Origin of the sequence: Rathayibacter sp. PhB127, from assembly GCF_003751665.1 — a bacterium.
Classification (GTDB): domain Bacteria; phylum Actinomycetota; class Actinomycetes; order Actinomycetales; family Microbacteriaceae; genus Rathayibacter; species Rathayibacter festucae.
In genome coordinates, this window is record NZ_RKHW01000001.1 from 219,207 (window position 1) to 241,471 (window position 22,265).

Genomic DNA, 22,265 nt, shown 5'->3' on the forward strand with positions numbered 1-22,265 from the left:
CGGAGCTCGCCGCCTGATCGGAGTCCGCGAGCTGTTCAGTCGCTCGTCCGGGCGGCGGCGGCCGGCGTCTTGACCGGCAGCAGCAGCGCGAGCCCCGCGGCCAGCACGACGACCAGCCCGAGGATGCCCCAGTACTGCACGTCGGCGTCGCCGGAGAAGCCCGCGGCGATCGAGACGGCCGCGGCGAAGGCGGCCGGCGCGAGGAACGACGCCGCACGACCGGTCGTGGCGTAGAGGCCGAAGATCTCGCCCTCGCGCCCCTCCGGGATCAGCCGGGAGAGGTAGCTGCGGCTCGCCGACTGCGCGGGACCGACGAACAGGCACAGCAGCAGGCCGAAGACCCAGAACGCGGTCGCGCCGGCGTCGTGCAGGAGGAAGACGGCGCCGCCGCAGACGATCAGCCCGATCAGCGAGGCGACGATGACGGACTTGGGGCCGAGGCGGTCGTCGAGAGCGCCGACGGCGATCGTCGCGACCCCGGCGACGATGTTCGCCGCGATCGCGAAGAGGATGACCTGGCCCGCGCTGAAGCCGAAGGTCCCCTGCGCGAGGACGCCGCCGAAGGTGAAGACGCCGGTCAGGCCGTCGCGGAAGACGGCGCTCGCGAGCAGGAAGGCGAGCGTCGTCGGGCTCTCGCGGCGGAGCGCCCCGATCTGGCGGAAGAGCGCGCGGTAGGACTCGAGCACACTCACCCGCTCCCCGCCGCCGACCCGTCCCGGGAGCTCCGGGACCGCGAACAGCACCGGCAGCGCGAAGACGGCGAACCAGACGCCGGCGAGGAGGATCGAGACGCGGACGTCGAGGCCGTCCTCGCCGGTGACGCCGAAGAGCCCGACCTCGGGCGAGATGAAGCCGAAGTAGAGGATCAGCAGGAGTGCGATGCCGCCGACGTAGCCCATGCCCCAGCCGAAGCCCGACACGCGACCGACGCTCGCCCGGGTGGAGACCTGGCTGAGCATCGCGTTGTAGTTGACGCTCGCGAACTCGAAGAAGACCGTGCCGACGGCGAGCAGACCCAGCCCGAGCCAGAGGTAGGCCGGGTCGGGGCGGACGAGGAACATCAGCAGGATGCAGGCGACGACGACCGCGGAGTGCAGGCCGAGCCAGCGGCGCCGGCTCCCGCCGAGGTCGGCGCGACGGCCGGTGACCGGGGCGATCAGCGCGACGACGACCCCGGCGCCGGCGAGGGTCCAGCCGAGCGCGGCCGAGACGCCGCTCGGCGTGCCGAAGAGGCCGTCGGTGGTGAGGTAGACGGTGAAGACGAAGGTCGTGACGACGGCGTTGAAGGCGGCGCTGCCCCAGTCCCACAGCCCCCAGGCGAGGACGGGCCAGCGGCCGGTGCGGGGGCGGGGGAGGGTTCCGGCGGTCATGGACTCACCGTAGGGGGACCGGAAGAACGGCGGGTAGCGTGACGTTTTCTGCAGCCTGAGAGTTGAGTCGAAGCGACTCAGGTTTTCAGCTCTCGACTTGACTCCCCGCGACCCATGCGTAAACTTGAGCGTGCGGGGCTCAACTCCCGCGAACGACTTTCCCGCAGAAGATCCACCAGTGAGGGGCGGCCCGACGGCCGCCCGCGAAGGAGAAACACGCATATGTCCCGTGCCGTAGGCATTGACCTGGGAACCACCAACTCGGTCGTGGCCGTCCTCGAAGGTGGCGAGCCCACCGTCATCGCCAACGCCGAGGGCTTCCGCACCACCCCGTCCGTCGTCGCGTTCACCAAGGACGGCGAGGTGCTCGTCGGCGAGACCGCGAAGCGCCAGGCCGTGACGAACGTCGACCGCACCCTCGCCTCCGTCAAGCGCCACATGGGCACCGACTGGACCTTCGCGGTCGAGGACAAGAAGTACACGCCGCAGGAGATCTCGGCGCGCATCCTCGGCAAGCTCAAGCGCGACGCCGAGCAGTACCTGGGCGAGAAGGTGACCGACGCGGTCATCACCGTTCCGGCCTACTTCAACGACGCCGAGCGCCAGGCCACGAAGGACGCCGGCGAGATCGCCGGCCTCAACGTGCTCCGCATCATCAACGAGCCGACCGCCGCGGCGCTCGCCTACGGCCTCGACAAGGGCAAGGAGGACGAGCTCATCCTCGTCTTCGACCTCGGTGGCGGAACCTTCGACGTCTCCCTCCTCGAGGTGGGCAAGGACGACGACTTCTCCACCATCCAGGTCCGCGCGACCTCGGGTGACAACCGCCTCGGCGGCGACGACTGGGACCAGCGCGTCGTCGACTACCTGGTCAAGCGCTTCAAGGACTCGACCGGCGTCGACGTCTCGAAGGACAAGATCGCGCGCCAGCGCCTCAAGGAGGCGGCGGAGCAGGCCAAGAAGGAGCTCTCCTCGAGCACCTCGACCAGCATCCAGCTGCCGTACCTCTCGCTCACCGAGAACGGCCCCGCGAACCTCGACGAGACGCTCACCCGCGCCAAGTTCGAGGAGCTCACGAACGACCTGATCGAGCGCACCCGCAAGCCGTTCACCGACGTCATCGCGGAGGCCGGTGTCAAGGTCGACGACATCGCGCACGTCGTGCTCGTCGGCGGCTCGACCCGCATGCCCGCCGTGGCCGAGCTGGTCAAGAAGCTCACCGGCGGCAAGGAGCCCAACAAGGGCGTCAACCCGGACGAGGTCGTCGCCGTCGGCGCCGCGCTGCAGGCCGGCGTCCTCAAGGGCGAGCGCAAGGACGTCCTGCTCATCGACGTCACCCCGCTCTCGCTCGGCATCGAGACCAAGGGAGGGATCATGACCAAGCTCATCGAGCGCAACACGGCCATCCCGACCAAGCGGTCCGAGACCTTCACCACGGCCGACGACAACCAGCCGTCCGTCGCGATCCAGGTCTTCCAGGGCGAGCGCGAGTTCACCCGCGACAACAAGAACCTGGGCACCTTCGAGCTGACCGGCATCGCTCCGGCGCCGCGCGGCATCCCGCAGGTCGAGGTCACCTTCGACATCGACGCCAACGGCATCGTGCACGTGTCCGCCAAGGACAAGGGCACCGGCAAGGAGCAGTCGATGACGATCACCGGCGGCTCGTCGCTGCCCAAGGACGACATCGACCGCATGGTGCGCGAGGCCGAGGAGCACGCCTCCGAGGACAAGGCCCGCCGTGAGGCCGCCGAGGTCCGCAACAACGCCGAGACCCTCGCCTACTCGATCGACAAGCTGATCAAGGAGAACGAGGACAAGCTGCCCGAGGACGTCAAGACCGAGGTCCAGGGCGACGTCGACGCGCTGAAGACCGCGCTCGCCGGCGACGACGACGCGGCCGTCAAGACCGCGTTCGATGCGCTCAACGCCTCGCAGACCAAGATCGGGCAGGCCATCTACTCGCAGGACCAGGCCGCGCAGAGCGCTCCGCAGGACGCGCCGGCCGAGGACGAGAAGAAGGACGACGAGGACATCGTCGACGCCGAGGTCATCGACGAGGACGAGCCGAAGGACACGAAGTAGCGATGGGGAAGCACAACCAGGAGCCGGACAACGGCGTGCCCGAGGACGAGCCGACCAGCGGAGCCGAGGCGGCCGAGTCCGCCCAGGACACCGAGGGCCTGATCGAGGCCGAGGGTCCCGACGTCGAGACGACGCTCTCCGACGCCGACCTCTCGTTCCTCTCCGGTCAGTCCGACGCCGAGACGCTCGCGGCCGAGCATCTCGCCGACCTCCAGCGGGTCACCGCGGAGTACGCGAACTACCGCAAGCGCACCGAGTCGAACCGCCAGGTCGACAAGGAGCGGGCGATCGGCGACGCGGTGAAGGTCATCCTCCCCGTGCTCGACGACATCGACCGCGCCGAGAAGCACGGCGACCTCGCCGAGGGCGGTCCGTTCACCGCCATCGCGCAGAAGCTGCGCGGCGGCATCGAGAAGCTCGGGCTGGTGAAGACGGGCGCCGTGGGCGACCTGTTCGACCCGAACATCCACGAGGCGATCTTCCAGCAGCCCACTCCCGGCGCCGAGACCTCCACGGTCGCGGACGTCGTCGAGTCGGGCTACTACCTCGGCGGCTCGCTGCTGCGCGCCGCCAAGGTGGTCGTCGCGGTCCCCGCCGACTGACCCGCCTCCCGCACCACTGCGGAGTCTCCGCTCCCGAGCAGGGGCCGTCCCGATCACGGGCGGCCCCTGCCGGGCGGCGGGGGCCGCGCACCACGACGCAGGCCGCACGACGACACCGGGCCGCACGACGGCACCGGGCCGCAGGACGGCACAGGCCGCACTACCGAGAAGAAAGAGGCGCATGGCCAGCCAGGATTGGTTCGACAAGGACTTCTACAAGATCCTCGGTGTCTCGAAGGACGTCTCCGCGGCGGACCTGAAGAAGACCTACCGCAAGCTCGCCCGGCAGTTCCACCCCGACTCCAACCCGGGGGACGCGAAGGCCGAGGCGCGCTTCAAGGAGATCAGCGAGGCGTACACCGTCCTGTCCGACGCCGAGCACCGCAAGGAGTACGACCAGATCCGCGCGATGGGCTCCGGCGCCCGCTTCACGGCCGGCGGCCAGCCGGGCGGCTTCGACGACGTCTTCGGCAACGTCTTCAACCAGGGCGGCGGCGGCCGCACCTCGTACAGCACCCAGCAGGGTCCGCCCGCCGGCTTCGAGGACATCCTCGGCGGCATGTTCGGCAACGCGGGCGGCGGCCGCTTCGGCCAGCCCAGCGGCGGGTTCCGCGGCTTCGGCGGTCCGCAGAAGGGCGCCGACGTCACCGCCAGCACCACCATCGACTTCCGCACCGCCACCCAGGGCGACACGGTGCAGCTGCAGACCGGCGAGGGCCGCGCGCTCTCGGTCCGCATCCCGGCCGGCGTCGCCGACCAGCAGAAGATCCGCGTCCGCGGCAAGGGCCGCCCGAGCCCCGACGGGGGCGAGCCCGGCGACCTCGTGCTCACCGTCGCGGTGCGCAAGCACCCGGTCTTCGAGCGCGACGGCCTGAACCTGCGCGTCACCGTCCCCGTCACCTTCGTCGAGGCCGTCTTCGGCGCGACGATCGAGGTGCCGACCCTCGGCGGCGACCCGGTCAAGCTCCGCGTCGCGCCCGGGACCCCGAGCGGCCGCGTGCTGCGGGTCAAGGGCCGCGGGGTCGCGACCGGCAAGGGGACGGGCGACCTGCTGGCCGAGATCCAGGTCGCGGTGCCCGATCACCTGTCCGGCGCGGCGCGCGACGCCCTCGAGGCCTACGCGGCAGCCGAGCCGTCGGACAACCCGCGGGACGACATCCTGGAGAAGGCTCGCTACTAGCGCGGTCCGTGAGGAGCGCTGCCCGGTCCCGTGCGGGCCGGCCGGAGAGGAGGAGACGTGGACGAGAGCACCCCGGTGTTCGCGATCGCGGTCGCCGCCGACCTCGCCGGCATGCACCCCCAGACGCTGCGGCAGTACGACCGGCTGGGCCTCGTGCGGCCGACCCGGACGGCCGGCAAGTCCCGCCGCTACTCGATGCGCGACGTCGTGCAGCTGCGCGAGGTCGCCCGGCTCTCCTCCGAGGGCGTCTCGCTCGAGGGCATCGCGCGCATCCTCCAGCTCGAGAACCAGGTGCTCTCGCTGTCGCAGCGCGTGCGCGAGCTGGAGTCCGCGCTGGCCGACGAGCTGCTCAACCGCCCCGGCCGCCGGGTCTTCGCAGCGGGTCTCGAGGGCGACGTCGTCACCCTCCGGCACGGCACGCGCGCGCAGCGGCGGACCGAGCTCGTGGTCTGGCGGCCGCTGCCGCGCGGCGGCGGCGAGGATGCCGACACCCCCTGAACAGGGCTAGCCTGACGGGGTGCTCGGGACGGACCGGGCCGCTGAGAGGGCACCATGACTCAGGACGACCGCGGCGACGACGCCGCGACGCCGGACGCCGAGACGACCGACTACAGCCGTGAGGACTACGCGATCCACGCGACCAGGAGCGAGCTGCCGCTCTTCGTGGACGCGGTCGCCGACCGGCGGAACGACTCCGACTGGCTCTCCTCGCTCTCGGGTGTCCTCGGCGGCACCGAGAAGGACACCGCCGCGGCCGCCGCACAGGCGGCGCTCGAGCGCCGCGCGCGCAGGACCGACGGAGCCTGACCACCCTGCTGGGGCCGGTGGGTCTCGATACGCCCTCCGGGGCTACTCGACCAGCAGGGGGAGGCGAGGGCTGCCGCTACTTGCGGGCCGGGACGCGCAGGGGGGCCGGGGCGCCGAGGCGGCCGCCGCTGAGGCGGCTCAGGATCTCGGAGCCGAAGGGGACCGCGCCGACGAGACGGCGCGCGTCCACGTGCTCCTCGTCGGAGTAGCTCACGAGCACGTAGACGCCGACGACGACGATCGCGGCGATGGTCGCGACGCGGACCGGGATCTGGTCGACCGCGCCGCCCCCGCCGTCGACCGGCTCGGCGAGCGTGACGCACATCAGGAAGACCGTGGCGTAGACCGCCAGGTGCCGGTGGGTGCTGCGCCAGGGCCGTGAGAGCGCGGCGATCGGCAGGATCCACAGCGCATACCAGGGGTGGATGGCGGTCGACGCGGTGACGAAGGCCAGCAGCGCGCCGGTCAGGCGGGCGAGCGGGTCGATCGCCCGTCGCGACAGCATCAGGGCACCGGCGGCCAGCCCGGCGGCGAGCAGGGCGAGCATCTTGACCACGGCGATCGCCGTCGCCGGGTCGTGGCCGGTCATCTGCACGGCAGTGGAGACCGCGACGACGACGGCGGACATCGGCGCGTACCAGTGCAGGATCGAGCCGGGCACGATCATCGCGCCGATCCAGCCCACGCCCACGCCCGCGGCGAGGCCGATCGCGACCACGACGGCGAGCGCGCCGGCGCCGCTCCAAGCCCAGGCGCGGATCCGCTCCCGCAGCGTCGCGTCGTGGCGGAGCCAGAGCAGCGCGAGCACCGGCAGTGCGATGACCGCCACCGGCTTGACCGCGATCGCCGCTCCCATCAGCAGCACCGCCGCCACCCGGCGGTCGGTGTGCCCGTAGTAGAGCGAGGCGAGGATCAGCGCGATCATCACCGAGTCGTTGTGCCCGGCGACGACGAAGAGGACGAGGGTGAGCGGGTTGGCGACGAGGCTCCAGGCGGTGAGCGGGACGGACAGCCCGCGCAGCCGGGCGAGCCGGAGCGCGTAGACGGCGCTGACGGCGACTCCGGCGACGGAGAGCGCGCGGAGCATCGCGATCGAGAGCTCGGGGAACGTCCAGCCGGCGACGTGCACGGCGGTCTGCTCGGCGAGCAGGTAGAGCGGGCCGTAGGGCGTCGGGGTGTCGGCCCAGCGCGGATCGACGCCGAGGGCGAACCAGCCGGGGAGGGTGGCCACACCGCTCGAGTACGGGTTCACGCCGGCCGTCATCAGCCGGCCCTGCGCGACGTAGGAGAACATGTCGCGGCTGAACAGCGGCACGGCGAGCAGCAGGGGAGCGGCCCAGGCCAGCGCGGCGACCAGGATCGCCCGGACCGAGCCGGGCCGGTCGTCCAGCGCGACCGCGCGCAGGCGCAGCCAGGCGACGAGCAGCAGGATCCCGCCGCCGACGACGGCGACGACGCCGAGCTCGGTGGCGCCGGCGGAGGCGCGCAGCGCCGCGATCAGCGGCCAGCTCAGGATCGGCGAGTCGAGCGGGAGGTAGCCGACCGCGAGGGAGCCCGCGAGGATCGCGAGCGAGCCGATCAGTCCGACCACGAGCGGCGCCGCCGTCGACAGCAGCGGTGCGCGCAGGCGCAGCCCCTGCGGCCGGACCTCGTCCGGTCGTCGTGTCGTCCCCCGAGTCACCATCCCGGCCACGCTAGGGGACCCGCATCGGAAAGCGGTGGACAGGCGGTGAACGGTTGACCAGCGGACTCTCAGGCGTTAGCGGCGTCCGGGGCGGCCTCGGCGAAGCGGAGCTGGTTCCCGAACGGATCGATCAGATCGAGAGCGAAGCCGAAGGGCGATCGCGTGATCCGCGGGTTGAGGTACGGGTACTCCTTCGAGTCGAGCTCGGCGTGCAGCTCGCGCACCCCGCGGAGGGCCACGTGCACCGCCGCTCCGGGGCTCCCGTCGCGGTGGTGCTCGCTCAGGTGCAGCCGCAGACCCGACCTCGAGACCTGCAGGTAGAGCGGTGCGTCGCGCGAGGCGCGGTGCTCCCAGTCGACCGTGAAGCCGAGGTAGTCGACGTAGAACTCGCCCGCCTTGGCGACGGAGAAGATCCTCAGGATCGGCACAGCCGCCTCCAGCCGGACCGCTTCCAGGCGCGGAACGTCGCCTCCGGTCGGATGGTCTCTGGCGCGTCGTCTCGTCTCCACGCCACGAGGCTAGCCGCCTGCGCGAGGGCCCTTCGCCAGCGGCGCCGGTCGACGAGGTCGCGCTCAGTCGACGAGGTCCAGGGCGCGCAGCCGCTCGAGCGTGTCGACCCCGGCCGGCGGGCAGCGGTGCGCATCGGCGCCGGTGATCCAGTGCAGCGCGTCGATCTCGCCGCTCGCGCGCGGTTCGCCGGCGAGCTCCGCGGCGAAGACCGTCATGTGCACCTCCCGCCCCTCCGGCTCGCCGTGCGCCTGGGTGCGGACGGTGAAGAGCTCGCGCAGGGCCGTGGGCGCGGTGCCGAGCTCCTCCTCCGTCTCGCGCGCCGCCGCCTCGGCGCTCGTCTCGCCCGGGTCGACCTTGCCGCCGGGGAGGTAGACGACGTCGCGCCCGCGAGCCGTCACCATCAGCACGCGGCGCTCGCGCAGGACGGCGACGGCGGAGACGATGAGGGGAGGGAGGCTGCTCATCCCGCCATCATGCCCGCGGACGGACTCCGCCCGCGGTCGGCCGCCGGGGCCCGCGGCTACCATGGACGCACACCAGAAGGACGCGCGCAGCCGGCGCGCGCCAGGGCCCCGTGCGCCCGAACAGCTAGGAGCTCCCCGTGGCAGAACCCACCACCCTCGACAAGGTCGTCACCCTCGCCCAGCACCGGGGGTTCGTCTTCCCCTCGGGCGAGATCTACGGGGGCACCCGCTCCGCCTGGGACTACGGCCCCCTCGGCGTCGAGCTCAAGGAGAACATCAAGCGCCAGTGGTGGAAGGCGTTCGTGCAGGGCCGCGGCGACGTCGTCGGCCTCGACTCCGCCGTGATCCTGCCGACCGCGATCTGGAGCGCCTCCGGCCACGTCGGCGTCTTCTCCGACCCGCTCACCGAGTCGCTGATCACCCACAAGCGCTACCGTGCGGACCACCTCTTCGAGAAGTACGAGGAGGTCAACGGGCACGCCCCCGAGAACGGCCTCGCCGACATCCCGGACCCGGAGCACCCCGACAAGATCGGCCAGTGGACCGAGATCAAGCAGTTCTCCGGGCTGATGAAGACCTACCTCGGCGTCGTCGACGACGAGTCCGGGCTGCACTACCTCCGCCCCGAGACCGCGCAGGGCATCTTCACCAACTTCGCCAACGTGCTGCAGAGCGCGCGGAAGAAGCCGCCGTTCGGCATCGGCCAGATCGGCAAGGCGTTCCGCAACGAGATCACCCCCGGCAACTTCATCTTCCGCACCCGCGAGTTCGAGCAGATGGAGCTCGAGTTCTTCGTCGAGCCCGGCACGGACGAGGAGTGGCAGGAGACCTGGATGCAGCTCGCCTGGGACTGGTTCGTCGACCTCGGGATCTCGCCGGAGAACATCCGCCAGTTCGAGCACCCGAAGGACAAGCTCTCCCACTACTCCAAGCGCACCGTCGACATCGAGTACCGCTTCAGCTTCGCCTCGGGCGAGTGGGGCGAGCTGATGGGGGTCGCGAACCGCACCGACTTCGACCTCAAGACGCACATGGAGCACTCCGGCAAGGACCTCTCCTTCTTCGACCAGACGAAGAACGAGCGCTTCGTGCCGTTCGTGATCGAGCCGTCCTTCGGCCTGACCCGCGCGCTGATGGCGTTCCTGGTCGACGCCTACGAGGAGCAGGAGCTGCCGCCGAACGCGAAGGGCAAGGTCGAGACGCGCACCGTGCTGCACCTCGACCCCCGCCTCGCGCCGGTCAAGGTCGCCGTGCTGCCGCTCTCGCGCAACGAGGCGCTCTCGCCGCTCGCCCGCGAGGTCGCCGACCGGCTCCGCGCGCTCTGGAACGTCGACTTCGACGACTCCGGCGCGATCGGCCGCCGCTACCGCCGCCAGGACGAGATCGGCACGCCCTACTGCGTCACCATCGACTTCGACTCGCTCGAGGACCACGCGGTGACGGTCCGCGACCGCGACACCATGAAGCAGGAGCGCATCCCGCTCGACCAGCTGGAGACCCACCTCTTCACGGGCCTGCGCGGCGCCTGACCCTTCCTGCGAGATGCCACTTGTGCACGCCTTTCACGGCGTGTCGCGTGCACAAGTGGCTTCTCGCGGAGGGCGTCAGCGCTCGCGGGCGAGGAGGGCGTAGACGAGGGTCGAGGTCCACTCGCCCTTGCAGAACTCGTCATCGAGGTGGTGCGCCTCGAGGCGCAGGCCGAGACGCTCGCAGAGGCGGGCGGAGGCGGTGTTGCGCGCGTCCAGCTGCGCGACGACCCGGTGGGCGCCGAGCCGGTGGAAGGCCAGGTCGATCAGGGCGCGGGTGGCCTCCGTCGCGAAGCCCCGACCCTGCGCCTCCGGGTGCAGGACCCAGCCGATCTCGACGCCGGCCTGCTCGACCGAGGTCGCGATCAGCGTGAGATCCCCGACGACCCGGCCGGCGAACGGCCCGGAGCGCGGCACGATCGCGAGCACGACGACGTCGCCGTCGGCCGCGAGCCGCCTCGACGGCAGCCGGACCGCCAGGTGCGCGCGCGACTCCTCGGGCGTCCGCACCGGCCAGCGCAGGTAGCGGACCGCCTCGGCGTCGCCCTGGTAGCGGGCGTGGTCCTCGGCGTCGTCGAGCGAGAGAGGACGCAGCAGCAGCCGCTCCGTCTCGATCGGCTCCGCGTCGTACGGGAGCCGCAGCGGCGTCACGCCGAGGCCGCGGACTCGCCGCCGGCCTCGAGCGGGCGGGCGGCGGTGCGCTCGGCCGGCACCTCGATGCCGAACAGCGCCTCGAGGCCGGTGAGGTACGCCTCCTGCTCGCCGGCGCGGGCGTAGTCGCGGGCGCGGACGCTCGGGGTGTGCAGCAGCACGCCGGCCAGGTGCCGCAGCGCCTGCTCGGTGCGGCCGTCCTCGTCGCCGCGCGAGCGGGCGCGCTCGATCTCGGCGTCGAGCGCATCGAAGACGTGGGCGCGCAGGGCGACCACGGCGGGGGTGAGGCTCTTCTCGTCGGCCACGTCGGAGAACTTGCGAGCGGCCTTGTCGACGAGGGCGCGCGCCTGGGTCGACGCGTCGAGCACGTCGAGCGGGGCGTGCAGGCTGATCGTCTCGAGGTCGAGCAGCTCGACGCCGGTCACGGTGGTGACGTCGGCGGCGACGTTGCGGGGGAGGCCGAGGTCGATGACCAGCTGGCGCTCGCGGGAGAAGCCGCGCAGGCGTCCCTCCGTGAGGATCGCCGCGTCGAGGACGGGCTCCTGGGTGGTGGTGCAGGTGATGACGACGTCGGCGGCGACGGCCTCGGTCGCCAGCTCGGCGCCGTCGATCGGGCGGAGCGCGCGGCGGGTCGCGAAGCCCTCGGCGCGGCCGGAGGGGGAGTGGACGGCGATCTCGAGCACGCCGCGGTCGCGGAGCGCCGCGACGGTCGCGCGGGCGTAGCTGCCGGTGCCGATCAGCAGCACCCGGGCGGCGCGCCAGTCGGTGATGCGGCTGGAGGCGAGATCGAGGGCGAGGCGCACGATCGAGCGACCGGCGCTGCCGAGGCCGGTGCGGTTCTTGATGCCGCGCGAGGTCTGCGAGGCGCGCTGGAAGAGGCGCTCGAGCTCGGAGGAGGTGGTGCCGAGGCGGCGCGCCTCCTCGAGCGAGCGGCGGACCTGGCCGGCGATCTCGCCCTCGCCGACGACGACGGACTCGAGTCCGCTGGAGACGGCGAAGAGGTGCTCGGCGACGCGGTCGCCCGAGACGACGGTGACCGAGCTCCGCAGCTCCTCCTGCTCGACGCCGGTCGCGGCGCTCACCGCGGCGGTGGCGGCCTCGACGGTCACGGCCTGCGCGGCGGTGAGCGGCTCGTCGATGTCGAGGTAGGCCTCGAAGCGGTTGCAGGTCGCGACGACCACGGCACCCGAGACGAAGTCGATGCCGTCCGAGAGCGCTGACGCGACGGCGGAGGAGTCGACGGAGAGCTTCTCGAGGAGATCGAAGCTGGCGTTCTTGTGCGACGCCGTCAGACACAGAAGCACCAGGGCAGTCTACCCGGGGCGTCCGGGGGTCGGCCGCGGTCCTGGGGAAGACTGCACGAATGCTCCCGGATCAGCGGGGCCTGGAATAATGCCGCGGTGACCTCCCCCATCGCCGGCCTGCTCGATCCGCTGCACCCGCTCGCCTCCGGGCGCACGGCCGACTCCTCTCTCCTGCGGGCCTACCGCTCCGATCGGCCGGAGTCGACGCCCGTCTGGTTCATGCGCCAGGCCGGCCGCAGCCTGCCCGAGTACCGGGCGCTGCGCACCGACACCCAGATGCTCGACGCCTGCCTCGACCCGGCGCTCGCGAGCGAGATCACCCTGCAGCCGATCCGCCGGCACGGCGTCGACGCGGCGATCTTCTTCAGCGACATCGTCATCCCGCTGCGCCTCGCGGGCGTGGCGGTCGACATCGTCCCCGGGCGCGGACCCGTTCTCGAGAAGGCGGTGCGCACCGCCGCGGACGTCGACGAGCTGGTCGCGCTCGATCCGGCCCTGCTCGACGAGACGCTCGAGCCGATCCGCGAGGGCGTCCGCCGCACGGTCGAGGGTCTGCGGGAGATCGGCGAGGGCGGGACACCGCTGATCGGCTTCGCCGGCGCCCCGTTCACCCTCGCGGCCTACCTCGTGGAGGGCGGGCCGTCCAAGGACCACATCCGCGCCCGCACCCTGATGCACGCCGACCCCGAGGCCTGGGCCCGGCTGATGGAGTGGACCGCCGAGGTGACCGGTCGCTTCCTCCGCGCGCAGGTGCTGGCCGGGGCGAGCGCCGCGCAGCTGTTCGACTCCTGGGCCGGCGCGCTGTCCCTCGCCGACTACACCGCGCACGTGGCTCCCGCCTCCTCGCGGGCGCTGACCCACGTGCGCGACCTCGCCTACGATCACGGCGAGACCCGCCGGAACGTGCCGATCGTGCACTTCGGCGTCGGCACCGGCGAGCTGCTCGGCGCGATGCACGGGATCGGCGCGGACGTCGTCGGCGTCGACTACCGCATCCCGCTCGACGAGGCGAACCACCGGCTCGGCGGCTTCGTGCCGGTGCAGGGCAACGTCGACCCGGCGCTGCTCTCCGCCCCGTGGGAGGTGCTGGCCGCGCACGTCGACGACGTCCTCCGCCGCGGCACCAGCGCGCCGGCCCACGTGCTCAACCTGGGCCACGGCGTGCCGCCCGAGACCGACCCCGACGTGCTGACGCGCCTGGTCGCGCACGTGCACGCCTGGCGGCCATGACCGAGGGGAACAGCACCGAGGGGCACGGCACCGGGGCCGGCGCCGATTACGACGTCGCGGTCGTCGGCGGGGGAGTGGCGGGACTCGCCGCCGCCGCCGAGTGCCTGCGGATCGGCCTGCGCGTGGTGGTGCTCGAGGCAAGCGACGCGGTCGGCGGCTCGGTCGCCCCGCTCGAGATCGCCGGAGCCGTCCTCGATGCCGGCGCCGAGAGCTTCGCCACCCGCGGCGGTCACGTCGAGAAGGCTCTCGCCGCGCTCACCCTCGACGGCCGGCCGCTCGCCGAGTCGATCGTCGAGCCGCGGACCGGCGGCTCCTGGCTGCACCTCGCGGGCGGCCGCTCCGTCCCCTCACCGCGCGCCGGGATCCTCGGCATCCCCGGCACCCCGCTCGCACCCGACGTCGTCCGCGCGGTCGGCCGCCGCGGCGCCGCGCGCGCCTGGCTCGACGCCGTGATGCCGGTGCTGCGAATCGGCCGGGCCCACTCCCTCGCGGAGCTGGTGCGCACCCGGATGGGGCAGCGGGTCCTGGACGATCTCGTGGCGCCCGTCGTCTCCGGCGTCTACTCCAGCCGCCCCGAGGACATCGACGTCGACGCGGCGGCTCCGGGGCTGAACGGGGCGATCACCCGGGCGGGGTCGCTCGCCGGCGCGGTCGCCGCCCTGCGAGCGAACCTCCCCGCGGGCGTCGCCGTCCGCGGGATCGACGGCGGGATGCACCGCCTGGTCGCCGCGCTCGTCGAGCGGATCGACTACCTCTCTGGCGAGATCCGGGTGCGGACCGGCGTGACCCGGCTCGAGGGCGACGGCGAGCCGTTCCTGCTCACCCTCGACGACGGCGGCGTGCTCACCGCGCGGTCGGTCATCGTCTCGACCCCGGAGCGCGACGCGCGCGAGCTGCTCGCCGGGATCGTCCCCGCCGTGCGCGACGAGGCGGCCGAGGTGCTGAACGACTCCGTCGAGCTGGTCACCCTCGTCGTCGACGACGCCCGCCTCGACGCCGCACCCCGCGGCTCCGGCGTGCTCGTCGCGCCGACCGCCCGGGACGTCACGGCGAAGGCGATCACCCACGCCACCGCGAAGTGGGCCTGGCTGGCGGCCGGCCTGCCCGCGGGACGGCACGTCCTCCGCCTCTCCTACGGGCGTCCGGGGGAGCATCCGCCGCTCGAGGGCGCGAGCGACGCCGAGGCGGCCGCGACCGCCCTGCGCGACGCGTCGATCCTGCTCGGGATCGAGCTCGACCCCGCGACCCTCGTCGACTCGGCCAGGGTGCGCTGGGCGAACGTCCGCCCGGCCGCGGCGCTCGGCCGGCGCGCGCACCTGGAGGCTTTCCGTGCGGCGCTCGCCCCGGTCGCCGGGATCGCCGTCACCGGCACCTGGCTCGCGGGGACCGGGCTGGCCTCGGTGCTCCCGCACGCCGCCGAGACCGCCGCTCTTATCCGCCGCCGACTGGTGCGTCAAGGCGTCGGCATACCGCGCGAAGAATATGACGGCGACGGCTACTCTGGGTCGGAGGCTCCCGCATGACTGCGGCGTGCCCCGACACGAGTGGTCATCGACCGCGTGAACGAGCCGCGAGAGCGGCCCAGGACGAGGAGTAGGCGTGAAGGGCAAGATTCTTTTCGTGGCAGGAGCCGCAGCCGGCTACGTGCTGGGAGCGCGTGCCGGTCGCAAGCGGTACGAGCAGATCGCCTCGGCGGCGAACAGGTTCTGGCAGACGCAGCCCGTGCAGGACGTCGCGGGTGCCGTCGGCGGAGCGGCGAAGACGCAGCTCAGCACCGTCTCGGACAAGGCCTACGAGCTCGTCCGCACCGTCGTGGTGAAGGCGGTGTCCGGCGGCAAGAAGGCCCAGGGCGCCTCCTCGGCCGAGGCGACCGCCGCGGCCCGCTCGGCCGCGTCGAAGGTCGACGAGGCCGCCGCCGCGGCCGGCTCCGGAGGATCGACGTCGTCGTCCTCCACCAGCAAGGCGTAGTCCTCATCCCTCCGGGCCGTCCGTTCGGCCGAGGCCCGGCACGACCACCCTCCGAGGAGCCCCCGTGGTGAACGAACGCAATCCGAAGAACGCCCGATCGCTGGGCGAGCTGGTCAGCGACCTCCCCGGTCTCGTGATCGAGCTCGTCAAGGCCGAGATCGCGTCCCTCAAGAACGAGCTGTCCGGCAAGGCGAAGAGCGCCGGACTCGCGGTCGCGCTGTTCGCGGTCGCGGCCTTCTTCCTCCTCACCGCGTGGGCGACCCTCGTCACCTTCGCGATCATCGGCATCGCCTCCTGGCTCCCCGCCTGGCTGTCGGCGCTGATCGTGACCGTGTTCTTCCTGCTCGTGGCGGTCGTGCTGATCCTGGTCGGCGTCAAGTCGATCAAGAAGGCCGTCCCGCCCGTTCCGCAGGACTCGATCGAGAGCATCAAGAAGGACGTCCAGGCGTTCAAGGGAGTCGGCAGCTATGACCACTGATCGCGCTGTATCCAGCACCACGCCCCGCTTCGTCGACCCGGCGGAGCTCCAGCCGAGCCAGCTGAAGGCCGACATCGAGCGCGCGCGCACCGAGCTCGCCGCGACGCTCGACGCGATCGAGTACAAGGTGAACGTCCCGCGCAAGGTGCGGAACGTCCAGCGGACGCTCGAGCGCAAGGTCTCCGTCGTGCGCAAGCACCACCCCGAGGCGCTGATCGCCGGTGCCGCCGGTGCTGCCGCCGCGGTCGGCCTCGTCGTCTGGGGCATCGTCCGCGCCGTCGTCGAGGACTGACCCCGCCCGCCTCACCTCGTGAGCGGAGGGGTCCGGATCGCTAGCGCTCCGGACCCCTCGGCGCCAGAGCCCCTCCTGCTTTTGTGCATCCGCACGAGCGGAGGGATGATGGATCAATGACCGATCAGACCGCCGACACGGCGGGTCCCGTTCAGTCCGCCCCCGACACGAGCGCCGCTCCGGCGCCGCAGCCCCCCGCCGATCAGGATCACTCCGATCAGGCCCTGGGATACACGCTCTGGGCGGTTCTCCGCAGGGATCCCTCACGTCCGTTCACCCTCTCCGCCGACGAGGCCGCCCGGGCGGCCGCCGGCTACGAGGACACCGTCGCGCGGCTCGCGGGCGAGGGCGTCACGGTGCGCGGCACCTACGACGTCTCGGCCCTGCGCGCCGACGCCGACATCATGCTCTGGCTCACCGGAGCCGCGCCCGAGGAGCTCCAGCGCGCCTACCGGGAGCTCCGCCGCACCGACCTTCTCTGCGCGCTGCTGCCCACCTGGAACGCGATGGGCGTGCACCGCGACGCCGAGTTCAGCGCGAACCACCTCCCCGCCTACATGCGCGGCAAGGCGCCGGCCCGCTGGCTGACGGTCTACCCGTTCGTCCGCTCCTACGAGTGGTACATCCTCCCCGAGGAGGAGCGCCGCACCATGCTCGCCCAGCACGGCCGCCAGGGCTCGCGCTTCCGTTCCGTGCTGACCAACACGGTCGCCTCGTTCTCGCTCGGCGACTACGAGTGGATCCTCGCGCTCGAGGACGAGGAGCTCGTCAACCTGGTCGACCTCATGCGCGATCTGCGGGCCACCGAGGCCCGCCGTCACGTGCGCGAGGAAGTCCCCTTCTACACCGGTCGGCGCATCGAGGCCGACCAGATCGCCGAGGTCCTCCGATGAGCTCCACCGTCCCCGCCCCCGAGGCGCGCGACTTCGCCGAACCCGTCCCCGAGGTCGCCGAGGGCGTCCTCGTCCGCGGTGCCACGCCGGCCGCGGCGTCGGGCCCCGAGCACGTCACCGAGCCGGTCGCCTACGACGCGATCCTGCTCGCCGGCTTCGGCGGCCCCGAGGGGCAGGACGACGTCATCCCGTTCCTGCGCAACGTCACCCGCGGTCGCGGCATCCCGGAGGAGCGCCTCGAGGAGGTCGCCCACCACTACCGCCACTTCGGCGGCGTCAGCCCGATCAACGCGCAGAACCGCGCGCTCAAGGCCGCCCTCGAGGCCGAGCTCGCGAGCCGCGGCATCGACCTGCCGGTGCTCTGGGGCAACCGCAACTGGGCGCCCTACATGAGCGAGGCGGTGACGGAGGCGAAGGAGCGCGGCTTCTCGAACCTGATCGCCATCGCGACCAGCGCCTACTCGTCGTTCTCCTCCTGCCGGCAGTACCGCGAGGACTTCGCGGCCGCGCTGGACGCGACCGGCCTCGAGGGCGAGCTGCGGATCGACAAGGTCCGCCAGTTCTTCGACCACCCGGGTTTCGTGATGCCGTTCGTGAAGGCCGTCCACGACGGGCTCGACGAGCTGCGCTCGCGCCTGCCCGGGCTCGACGCGACCACCGAGGTCGAGGTGCTCTTCGCGACGCACTCGATCCCCTCGACCGATGCCGCGCGCAGTGGACCGCACGAGCGCCACGAGGACGGCACCGTCGTCGACGTGCACCACTTCGGCGACGGCGGCGCGTACGAGGCGCAGCACCTCGCGGTCGCGGAGGTCGTGATGGCGGCCGCCGGCGCGGAGGACGTCCCGTGGCAGCTCGTCTACCAGTCGCGCTCCGGCCCGCCCACCCAGCCGTGGCTCGAGCCCGACATCAACGACGCGATCGCCGAGCTGCCCGCCAAGGGCCGCAAGGCGCTGGTGATCGTGCCGCTCGGCTTCGTCTCGGACCACATGGAGGTCATGTGGGACCTCGACAACGAGGCCCTCGAGACCTCCGAGGAGCACGGCCTCGTCGCCGTCCGCGTCGCGACGCCGGGCACCGACCCGGTCTACGTCTCCGGTCTCGTCGACCTGGTGATGGAGCGGGTCAACGGCACGCCCGTGGAGGACCGTCCGTCGATGACGGCGCTCGGCCCCTGGTACGACGTCTGCCGTCCCGGCTGCTGCGAGAACGTGCGCGCGGGCTTCAAGCCGGCGCTGGCGGGGATCGCGCCGTGACGGGCGGGGTCGCTCTGTGACGGGGAGCATCGCCCCGTGAGCATCCGAGTCGGCACCCGCGCGAGCGCTCTCGCGGTGGCGCAGACCCGGATGACCGCCGATCTGATGGCGCAGGCCGCCGGCGTGCCGGTCGAGCTGGTGCGCATCGAGTCCGACGGCGACCGGATGCGCGGCTCGCTCGCCTCGCTCGGCGGCACCGGGGTCTTCGTGAGCGCGCTGCGCGACGCGCTGCTGGCCGGGCGCTGCGACGCGATCGTGCACTCGCTCAAGGATCTGCCGACGGCGCCGGTCGAGGGCCTCGTCCTCGGCGCGGTGCCCGAGCGGGAGGATCCGCGCGACGCGCTCTGCGCCCGCGACGGGGCGACGCTCGCGACGCTGCCCCGCGGTGCGCGGGTCGGCACCGGCTCGCCGCGTCGTCGCGCGGCGCTGCTCGCGGCACGTCCCGATCTCGAGATCGTCGACATCCGCGGCAACATCGACACCCGGCTCGGCCGCGTGGCCGCCGGGAGCTCGTCACCGCTGGACGCGATCGTGCTCGCCCTGTCGGGGCTGCGGCGCCTCGGGCGGACCGACGCGGTCACCGAGGTCCTCGACTTCGGTGTCTCGCCGCACGCACCCGGTCAGGGTGCGCTGGCGATCGAGGTCCGCGACGAGGAGCCGTCCGACGAGCTGCGCGCGGCCCTCGCGGCGGTCGAGCACACTCCCACCCGGGCGGCGATCACCGCCGAGCGGGCGCTGCTCGCCGTGCTCGAGGCGGGCTGCGCGGCGCCGATCGGCGCGAGCGCGACGGTCGAGGGCGGCCGTGTGGTGACCCGCGGCGTGGTCTTCGCGGTCGACGGCTCGGCGTCCCTCTCTCGGGAGGTGGCGGAGCCGATCGATAACGGTTCGGTCGACGGACCTCGACACCTGGCGGTTTCGCAGTATGGTGGTCGCGAACTGCCCGTCGTCGAAGCCGCGTTCCGTTGCGGCTCTCTGCTCGCTGACGCGCTTCTCGGTGCGGGTGCCGCCCAACTCGCACCTCTGGGAGCCTCTTCGTGATCGTGCCCGCCGCCTACTCCCAGTGGGAGAAGCCGTTGCAGGGCTGGCGTGTCCTCGTCCCCCGCGGAGGTCCGTGGGGCGACGGCGTCGCCGGTGCCCTCCGTGCGAAGGGAGCGTCGCCCGTCGTCGCTCCGATGATCAACTTCGCGCCCACCGACGACTTCCCGGCGCTCGAGCAGGCCCTGGCCGACCTCGAGTCCGGCGCCTTCGACTGGATGACGGTGACGAGCGCGACCACGGTCGACGTGCTGTCGCTCCTGCGCACGACCGTGCCCGCGGGCACGAAGGTCGCCGCCGTCGGCGAGACCACGGCCGCGGCGCTCGTGGCGGCCGGCTACTCGGTCGACCTCGTGCCGTCCGAGGACAACTCCGCGAAGGGCCTGCTCGCCGAGTGGGAGCAGGCGACCGGCGGGCAGCACCCGCTCCGGGTGCTCACGCTGCGCTCCGAGATCGCGAAGCCGCTGCTGACCGAGGGCCTGAAGCGCATCGGCCACGACGTCCGCTCGGTGGTCGCCTACCGCACCGTCGGCGTGCAGGTCGAGGACCGCGTCGTCGCGGACGTCGCGAGCGGTGCCGTGCACGCGATCCTGGTCACCTCGGGGAGCGTGGCCGAGCAGGTGCAGAAGCAGCTCGGCCCCGTGCCCGAGTCGACGCTCGTCGCCGCGATCGGCCCGCAGACCGCGAAGGACGCGCGCGCCTTCGGCCTGCGCGTCGACGTCGTCGCCGATGAGCGCTCCGCCTCCTCCCTGATCGACGCCGTCGCCGGCGTCGCCGCGGAGCGCGCGACCCGCTGACCGGCGCTCTTCGCGCACAACATCAGCTGAGACGGGTGGGCCTCCGCTGACAGAGGAGGGACCCCCTTCTCAGCTGATGTTGTGCGGCCGTCACTGGTCGAGGTGGACGCTCACCCGTGTTCGAGTGCCCGGCGCCTGTGTTGCGCTGCTGTCCACATGTGCTCGTTCCGGCGGATCATCTCGAAGAGGGCTGCTTCCGTGCGGGGCCAGTCGTCCATGATCTGGTGGTTGTCGAGCCGGATGCAGAGGTACTCCTGGCGAGCGAGCTCGAGATCGCGCCGCCGGTCCTCGTGGAACTGCTCGATGCTGGAGTGGTAGCGGTAGCCGTCGGTCTCGAGGACCATCCGCTCGCCGATCACCTCGTCCACACGTCCGACACGCGGAACGAGGACCTGCGTGCGGACCGGTACGTTGCGGCGGCGCATGCTCAAGCGGGTCTTCGTCTCGAGTCCGGACTGACTGCGGCCGTCGACACGGGCGAAGACCGCCCGCTTCCCCGCCGGAGCGAGCGCGCGGAGCGTCGGAAGGTCGTCCTCGGCGAGCAGGCCCAGGTTGAGAGCCGAGTCGATCGTCACGACGGCGTCGTCCTCACCGATGCAGGTGATGAGATTCAGGATCGCCGCACCGATCCCGTCCTGCGAGAACGAGCGCCGACCCTGACCCGGCCATCGCCGCCAGTGGCCGACCGCCCCCGGACGCAGGGCATGGACGAAGGAGTCGCCGAGCGCGATGTGCAGGCCTGGCCGCTCGGTGGTCCAGAGCCCGAGAGCGTGCAGCAGAGAGACGCACGTGAGGACTCCCCCGGCGCGCACGGCGGCCAGTTCGGCCTCGGGCGCTCCTGCCATCGCGTACCAGCCGCGACGCACCCGGACGATCTCGCCCGTCGACAGGGCGCGCTCGACCGCGGACCGGTCCACGCCGGCGGCGCGAAAGGCGCTCGCGGGAGCGAACCCGCCGCCCGAAACGAGGAGAGAGCCGACTCCGTCCATGGTGTCGACGGTGGCGGAGCACCGCCTCGGGTGCGGGCGCTCGTCGGTGATCTGTGCAGGAAGGAGGACGAGACGACCCTGGGGAGGAGTGGATGTCGACGGTCAGGGGACGCGACGCGAGCCCGGCTTAGGCTGGAGGCATGACCGCGATCCGCCCGCGGCGCCTCCGCACGACCCCGGCCCTGCGCCGGCTCGTGCGGGAGACGCGCGTCCACCCCGCCCAGCTCGTCCTCCCCCTCTTCGTCGCCGAGGGGATCACGGAACCTCAGCCGATCGGCTCGATGCCGGGGGTGTCGCACCAGTCGCTGGACAGCGTCCGCCGCGCGGTGACCGAGGCGGCCGAGGCGGGGATCGGCGGCGTCATGCTGTTCGGCGTGCCGAGTACCCGCGACGCGGTGGGCTCCGGAGCGACCGACCCCGACGGCGTGCTCAACGCCGCCGCGCGGGTCGTCGTCGAGGAGGTCGGCGACGCGCTCGTCGTGCAGACCGACCTCTGCCTCGACGAGTTCACCGACCACGGGCACTGCGGCGTGCTCGACGCGCACGGCCGGGTCGACAACGACGCGACGCTGCTCCGCTACGAGCAGATGGCGCTCGCGCAGGCCGAGGCCGGCTCGCACCTGCTCGGGCTGTCCGGGATGATGGACGGCCAGGTCGGCGCGATCCGCGCGGCCCTCGACGGCGCCGGCCACCTCGACACCGCGATCCTCGCCTACTCCGCGAAGTACGCCTCCAGCTTCTACGGCCCCTTCCGCGAGGCCGTCCAGTCGACGCTCGAGGGCGACCGCCGCACCTACCAGCAGGACCCGGCGAACCGCCGCGAGGGGCTCCGCGAGGCGACGCTCGACCTCGCCGAGGGCGCGGACGTCGTGATGGTGAAGCCGGCGATGTCCTACCTCGATGTGCTCTCCGACGTCGCGGCGATCTCGGACGTGCCGGTCTGGGCGTACCAGGTGTCCGGCGAGTACGCGATGATCGAGGCCGCCGCCGCGAACGGCTGGATCGACCGCGAGGCCGCGATCGTGGAGTCGGTCACCGGCATCGTCCGCGCCGGCGCCGACGCCGTGCTCACCTACTGGGCCGTCGAGCTCGCGAACGACCTGCTGAAGTAGGCCGGGCGGTCCCGCGTCCGGCGTCCGCTGAG

23 protein-coding genes are annotated in these 22,265 nt (G+C 72.5%); 16 read left to right on the plus strand and 7 right to left on the minus strand.

From position 1 onward, the window contains the following. Positions 1–35: 35 nt before the first annotated feature. Entirely contained in the window at positions 36–1,370 is a 1,335-nt protein-coding gene (locus tag EDF22_RS01105) for an MFS transporter (RefSeq protein WP_123701773.1), read from the minus strand. Between the two features lie 222 nt (positions 1,371–1,592). On the opposite strand from EDF22_RS01105, the gene dnaK reads away from it, so the two are divergent. From dnaK to EDF22_RS01130, 5 genes are all read left to right on the plus strand, one after another. After that, positions 1,593–3,455, plus strand: a complete 1,863-nt coding sequence (dnaK, locus tag EDF22_RS01110) for a molecular chaperone DnaK (protein WP_123444861.1) — start codon at positions 1,593–1,595, stop codon at positions 3,453–3,455. A gap of 2 nt (positions 3,456–3,457) precedes the next feature. Next, the gene (locus EDF22_RS01115) at positions 3,458–4,057 is read left to right on the plus strand and encodes a nucleotide exchange factor GrpE (protein WP_123444862.1); all 600 of its coding nucleotides are present in this window, start codon (positions 3,458–3,460) and stop codon (positions 4,055–4,057) included. A gap of 181 nt (positions 4,058–4,238) precedes the next feature. Beyond that, complete coding sequence (locus tag EDF22_RS01120; protein ID WP_123444863.1) at positions 4,239–5,237, plus strand: DnaJ C-terminal domain-containing protein; 999 nt, start codon at positions 4,239–4,241, stop codon at positions 5,235–5,237. 57 nt (positions 5,238–5,294) lie between these two features. Beyond that, the gene (locus EDF22_RS01125; protein WP_123701775.1) at positions 5,295–5,735 is read left to right on the plus strand and encodes a heat shock protein transcriptional repressor HspR; all 441 of its coding nucleotides are present in this window, start codon (positions 5,295–5,297) and stop codon (positions 5,733–5,735) included. Positions 5,736–5,789: 54 nt separating this feature from the next. Continuing rightward, positions 5,790–6,044: a hypothetical protein gene (locus EDF22_RS01130; RefSeq protein WP_123701777.1), complete on the plus strand. Its 255-nt coding sequence runs from the start codon at positions 5,790–5,792 to the stop codon at positions 6,042–6,044. Between the two features lie 76 nt (positions 6,045–6,120). Here the strand turns inward: EDF22_RS01130 and mptB are convergent, their stop codons facing one another. From mptB to EDF22_RS01145, 3 genes are all read right to left on the minus strand, one after another. Continuing rightward, positions 6,121–7,728, minus strand: coding sequence for a polyprenol phosphomannose-dependent alpha 1,6 mannosyltransferase MptB (gene mptB / locus EDF22_RS01135; protein WP_123701779.1), 1,608 nt, complete (start codon positions 7,726–7,728; stop codon positions 6,121–6,123). Positions 7,729–7,796: 68 nt separating this feature from the next. After that, positions 7,797–8,237: a glyoxalase superfamily protein gene (locus EDF22_RS01140; RefSeq protein ID WP_260300714.1), complete on the minus strand. Its 441-nt coding sequence runs from the start codon at positions 8,235–8,237 to the stop codon at positions 7,797–7,799. Between the two features lie 63 nt (positions 8,238–8,300). Beyond that, positions 8,301–8,702, minus strand: a complete 402-nt coding sequence (locus tag EDF22_RS01145) for an NUDIX domain-containing protein (RefSeq protein ID WP_123701781.1) — start codon at positions 8,700–8,702, stop codon at positions 8,301–8,303. A 137-nt stretch (positions 8,703–8,839) separates the two neighbouring features. Here EDF22_RS01145 and EDF22_RS01150 point away from each other — a divergent pair, with 137 nt between their 5' ends. After that, positions 8,840–10,231 (plus strand): glycine--tRNA ligase, encoded by a 1,392-nt coding sequence (locus EDF22_RS01150; protein WP_123701783.1) that lies wholly within the window; start codon positions 8,840–8,842, stop codon positions 10,229–10,231. Between the two features lie 75 nt (positions 10,232–10,306). Here EDF22_RS01150 and EDF22_RS01155 read toward each other — a convergent pair whose 3' ends face one another. Both EDF22_RS01155 and EDF22_RS01160 read right to left on the minus strand, forming a co-directional pair. Beyond that, complete coding sequence (locus EDF22_RS01155) at positions 10,307–10,879, minus strand: GNAT family N-acetyltransferase (RefSeq protein WP_260302089.1); 573 nt, start codon at positions 10,877–10,879, stop codon at positions 10,307–10,309. Next, entirely contained in the window at positions 10,876–12,183 is a 1,308-nt protein-coding gene (locus EDF22_RS01160; RefSeq protein WP_123701785.1) for a glutamyl-tRNA reductase, read from the minus strand. The genes EDF22_RS01155 and EDF22_RS01160 overlap by 4 nt, the downstream gene beginning before the upstream one ends. A gap of 96 nt (positions 12,184–12,279) precedes the next feature. Between EDF22_RS01160 and hemE the strand changes: the two genes are divergently transcribed. The 9 genes from hemE (at position 12,280) to EDF22_RS01205 (ending at position 20,132) form a co-directional block, all read left to right on the plus strand. Further along, the gene (hemE, locus tag EDF22_RS01165; protein WP_243581005.1) at positions 12,280–13,413 is read left to right on the plus strand and encodes a uroporphyrinogen decarboxylase; all 1,134 of its coding nucleotides are present in this window, start codon (positions 12,280–12,282) and stop codon (positions 13,411–13,413) included. Further along, on the plus strand, positions 13,410–14,936 hold the full coding sequence (hemG, locus tag EDF22_RS01170; protein ID WP_123701787.1) for a protoporphyrinogen oxidase: 1,527 nt from the start codon (positions 13,410–13,412) through the stop codon (positions 14,934–14,936). Before hemE ends, hemG begins: the two co-directional genes overlap by 4 nt. A 97-nt stretch (positions 14,937–15,033) precedes the next feature. Continuing rightward, complete coding sequence (locus EDF22_RS01175; protein ID WP_185038648.1) at positions 15,034–15,381, plus strand: YtxH domain-containing protein; 348 nt, start codon at positions 15,034–15,036, stop codon at positions 15,379–15,381. A 64-nt stretch (positions 15,382–15,445) separates the two neighbouring features. Continuing rightward, a complete protein-coding gene (locus tag EDF22_RS01180; protein WP_123444871.1) occupies positions 15,446–15,859 on the plus strand; it encodes a phage holin family protein in 414 nt (137 codons plus the stop codon). Next, complete coding sequence (locus tag EDF22_RS01185) at positions 15,849–16,151, plus strand: DUF3618 domain-containing protein (protein WP_123444872.1); 303 nt, start codon at positions 15,849–15,851, stop codon at positions 16,149–16,151. The genes EDF22_RS01180 and EDF22_RS01185 overlap by 11 nt, the downstream gene beginning before the upstream one ends. Positions 16,152–16,267: 116 nt before the next feature. Further along, entirely contained in the window at positions 16,268–17,044 is a 777-nt protein-coding gene (gene hemQ, locus EDF22_RS01190; RefSeq protein WP_123701790.1) for a hydrogen peroxide-dependent heme synthase, read from the plus strand. Beyond that, on the plus strand, positions 17,041–18,300 hold the full coding sequence (locus EDF22_RS01195) for a ferrochelatase (RefSeq protein WP_123701792.1): 1,260 nt from the start codon (positions 17,041–17,043) through the stop codon (positions 18,298–18,300). The genes hemQ and EDF22_RS01195 overlap by 4 nt, the downstream gene beginning before the upstream one ends. 36 nt (positions 18,301–18,336) lie before the next feature. Further along, a complete protein-coding gene (gene hemC, locus EDF22_RS01200; RefSeq protein WP_123701794.1) occupies positions 18,337–19,338 on the plus strand; it encodes a hydroxymethylbilane synthase in 1,002 nt (333 codons plus the stop codon). Further along, entirely contained in the window at positions 19,338–20,132 is a 795-nt protein-coding gene (locus EDF22_RS01205) for a uroporphyrinogen-III synthase (protein ID WP_123704594.1), read from the plus strand. The genes hemC and EDF22_RS01205 overlap by 1 nt, the downstream gene beginning before the upstream one ends. 110 nt (positions 20,133–20,242) lie before the next feature. Here EDF22_RS01205 and EDF22_RS01210 read toward each other — a convergent pair whose 3' ends face one another. Then, positions 20,243–21,121: a type IV toxin-antitoxin system AbiEi family antitoxin domain-containing protein gene (locus EDF22_RS01210; RefSeq protein WP_123701796.1), complete on the minus strand. Its 879-nt coding sequence runs from the start codon at positions 21,119–21,121 to the stop codon at positions 20,243–20,245. Positions 21,122–21,261: 140 nt separating this feature from the next. Here EDF22_RS01210 and hemB point away from each other — a divergent pair, with 140 nt between their 5' ends. After that, positions 21,262–22,233, plus strand: a complete 972-nt coding sequence (hemB, locus tag EDF22_RS01215; protein WP_123701798.1) for a porphobilinogen synthase — start codon at positions 21,262–21,264, stop codon at positions 22,231–22,233. Positions 22,234–22,265 lie beyond the last annotated feature (32 nt).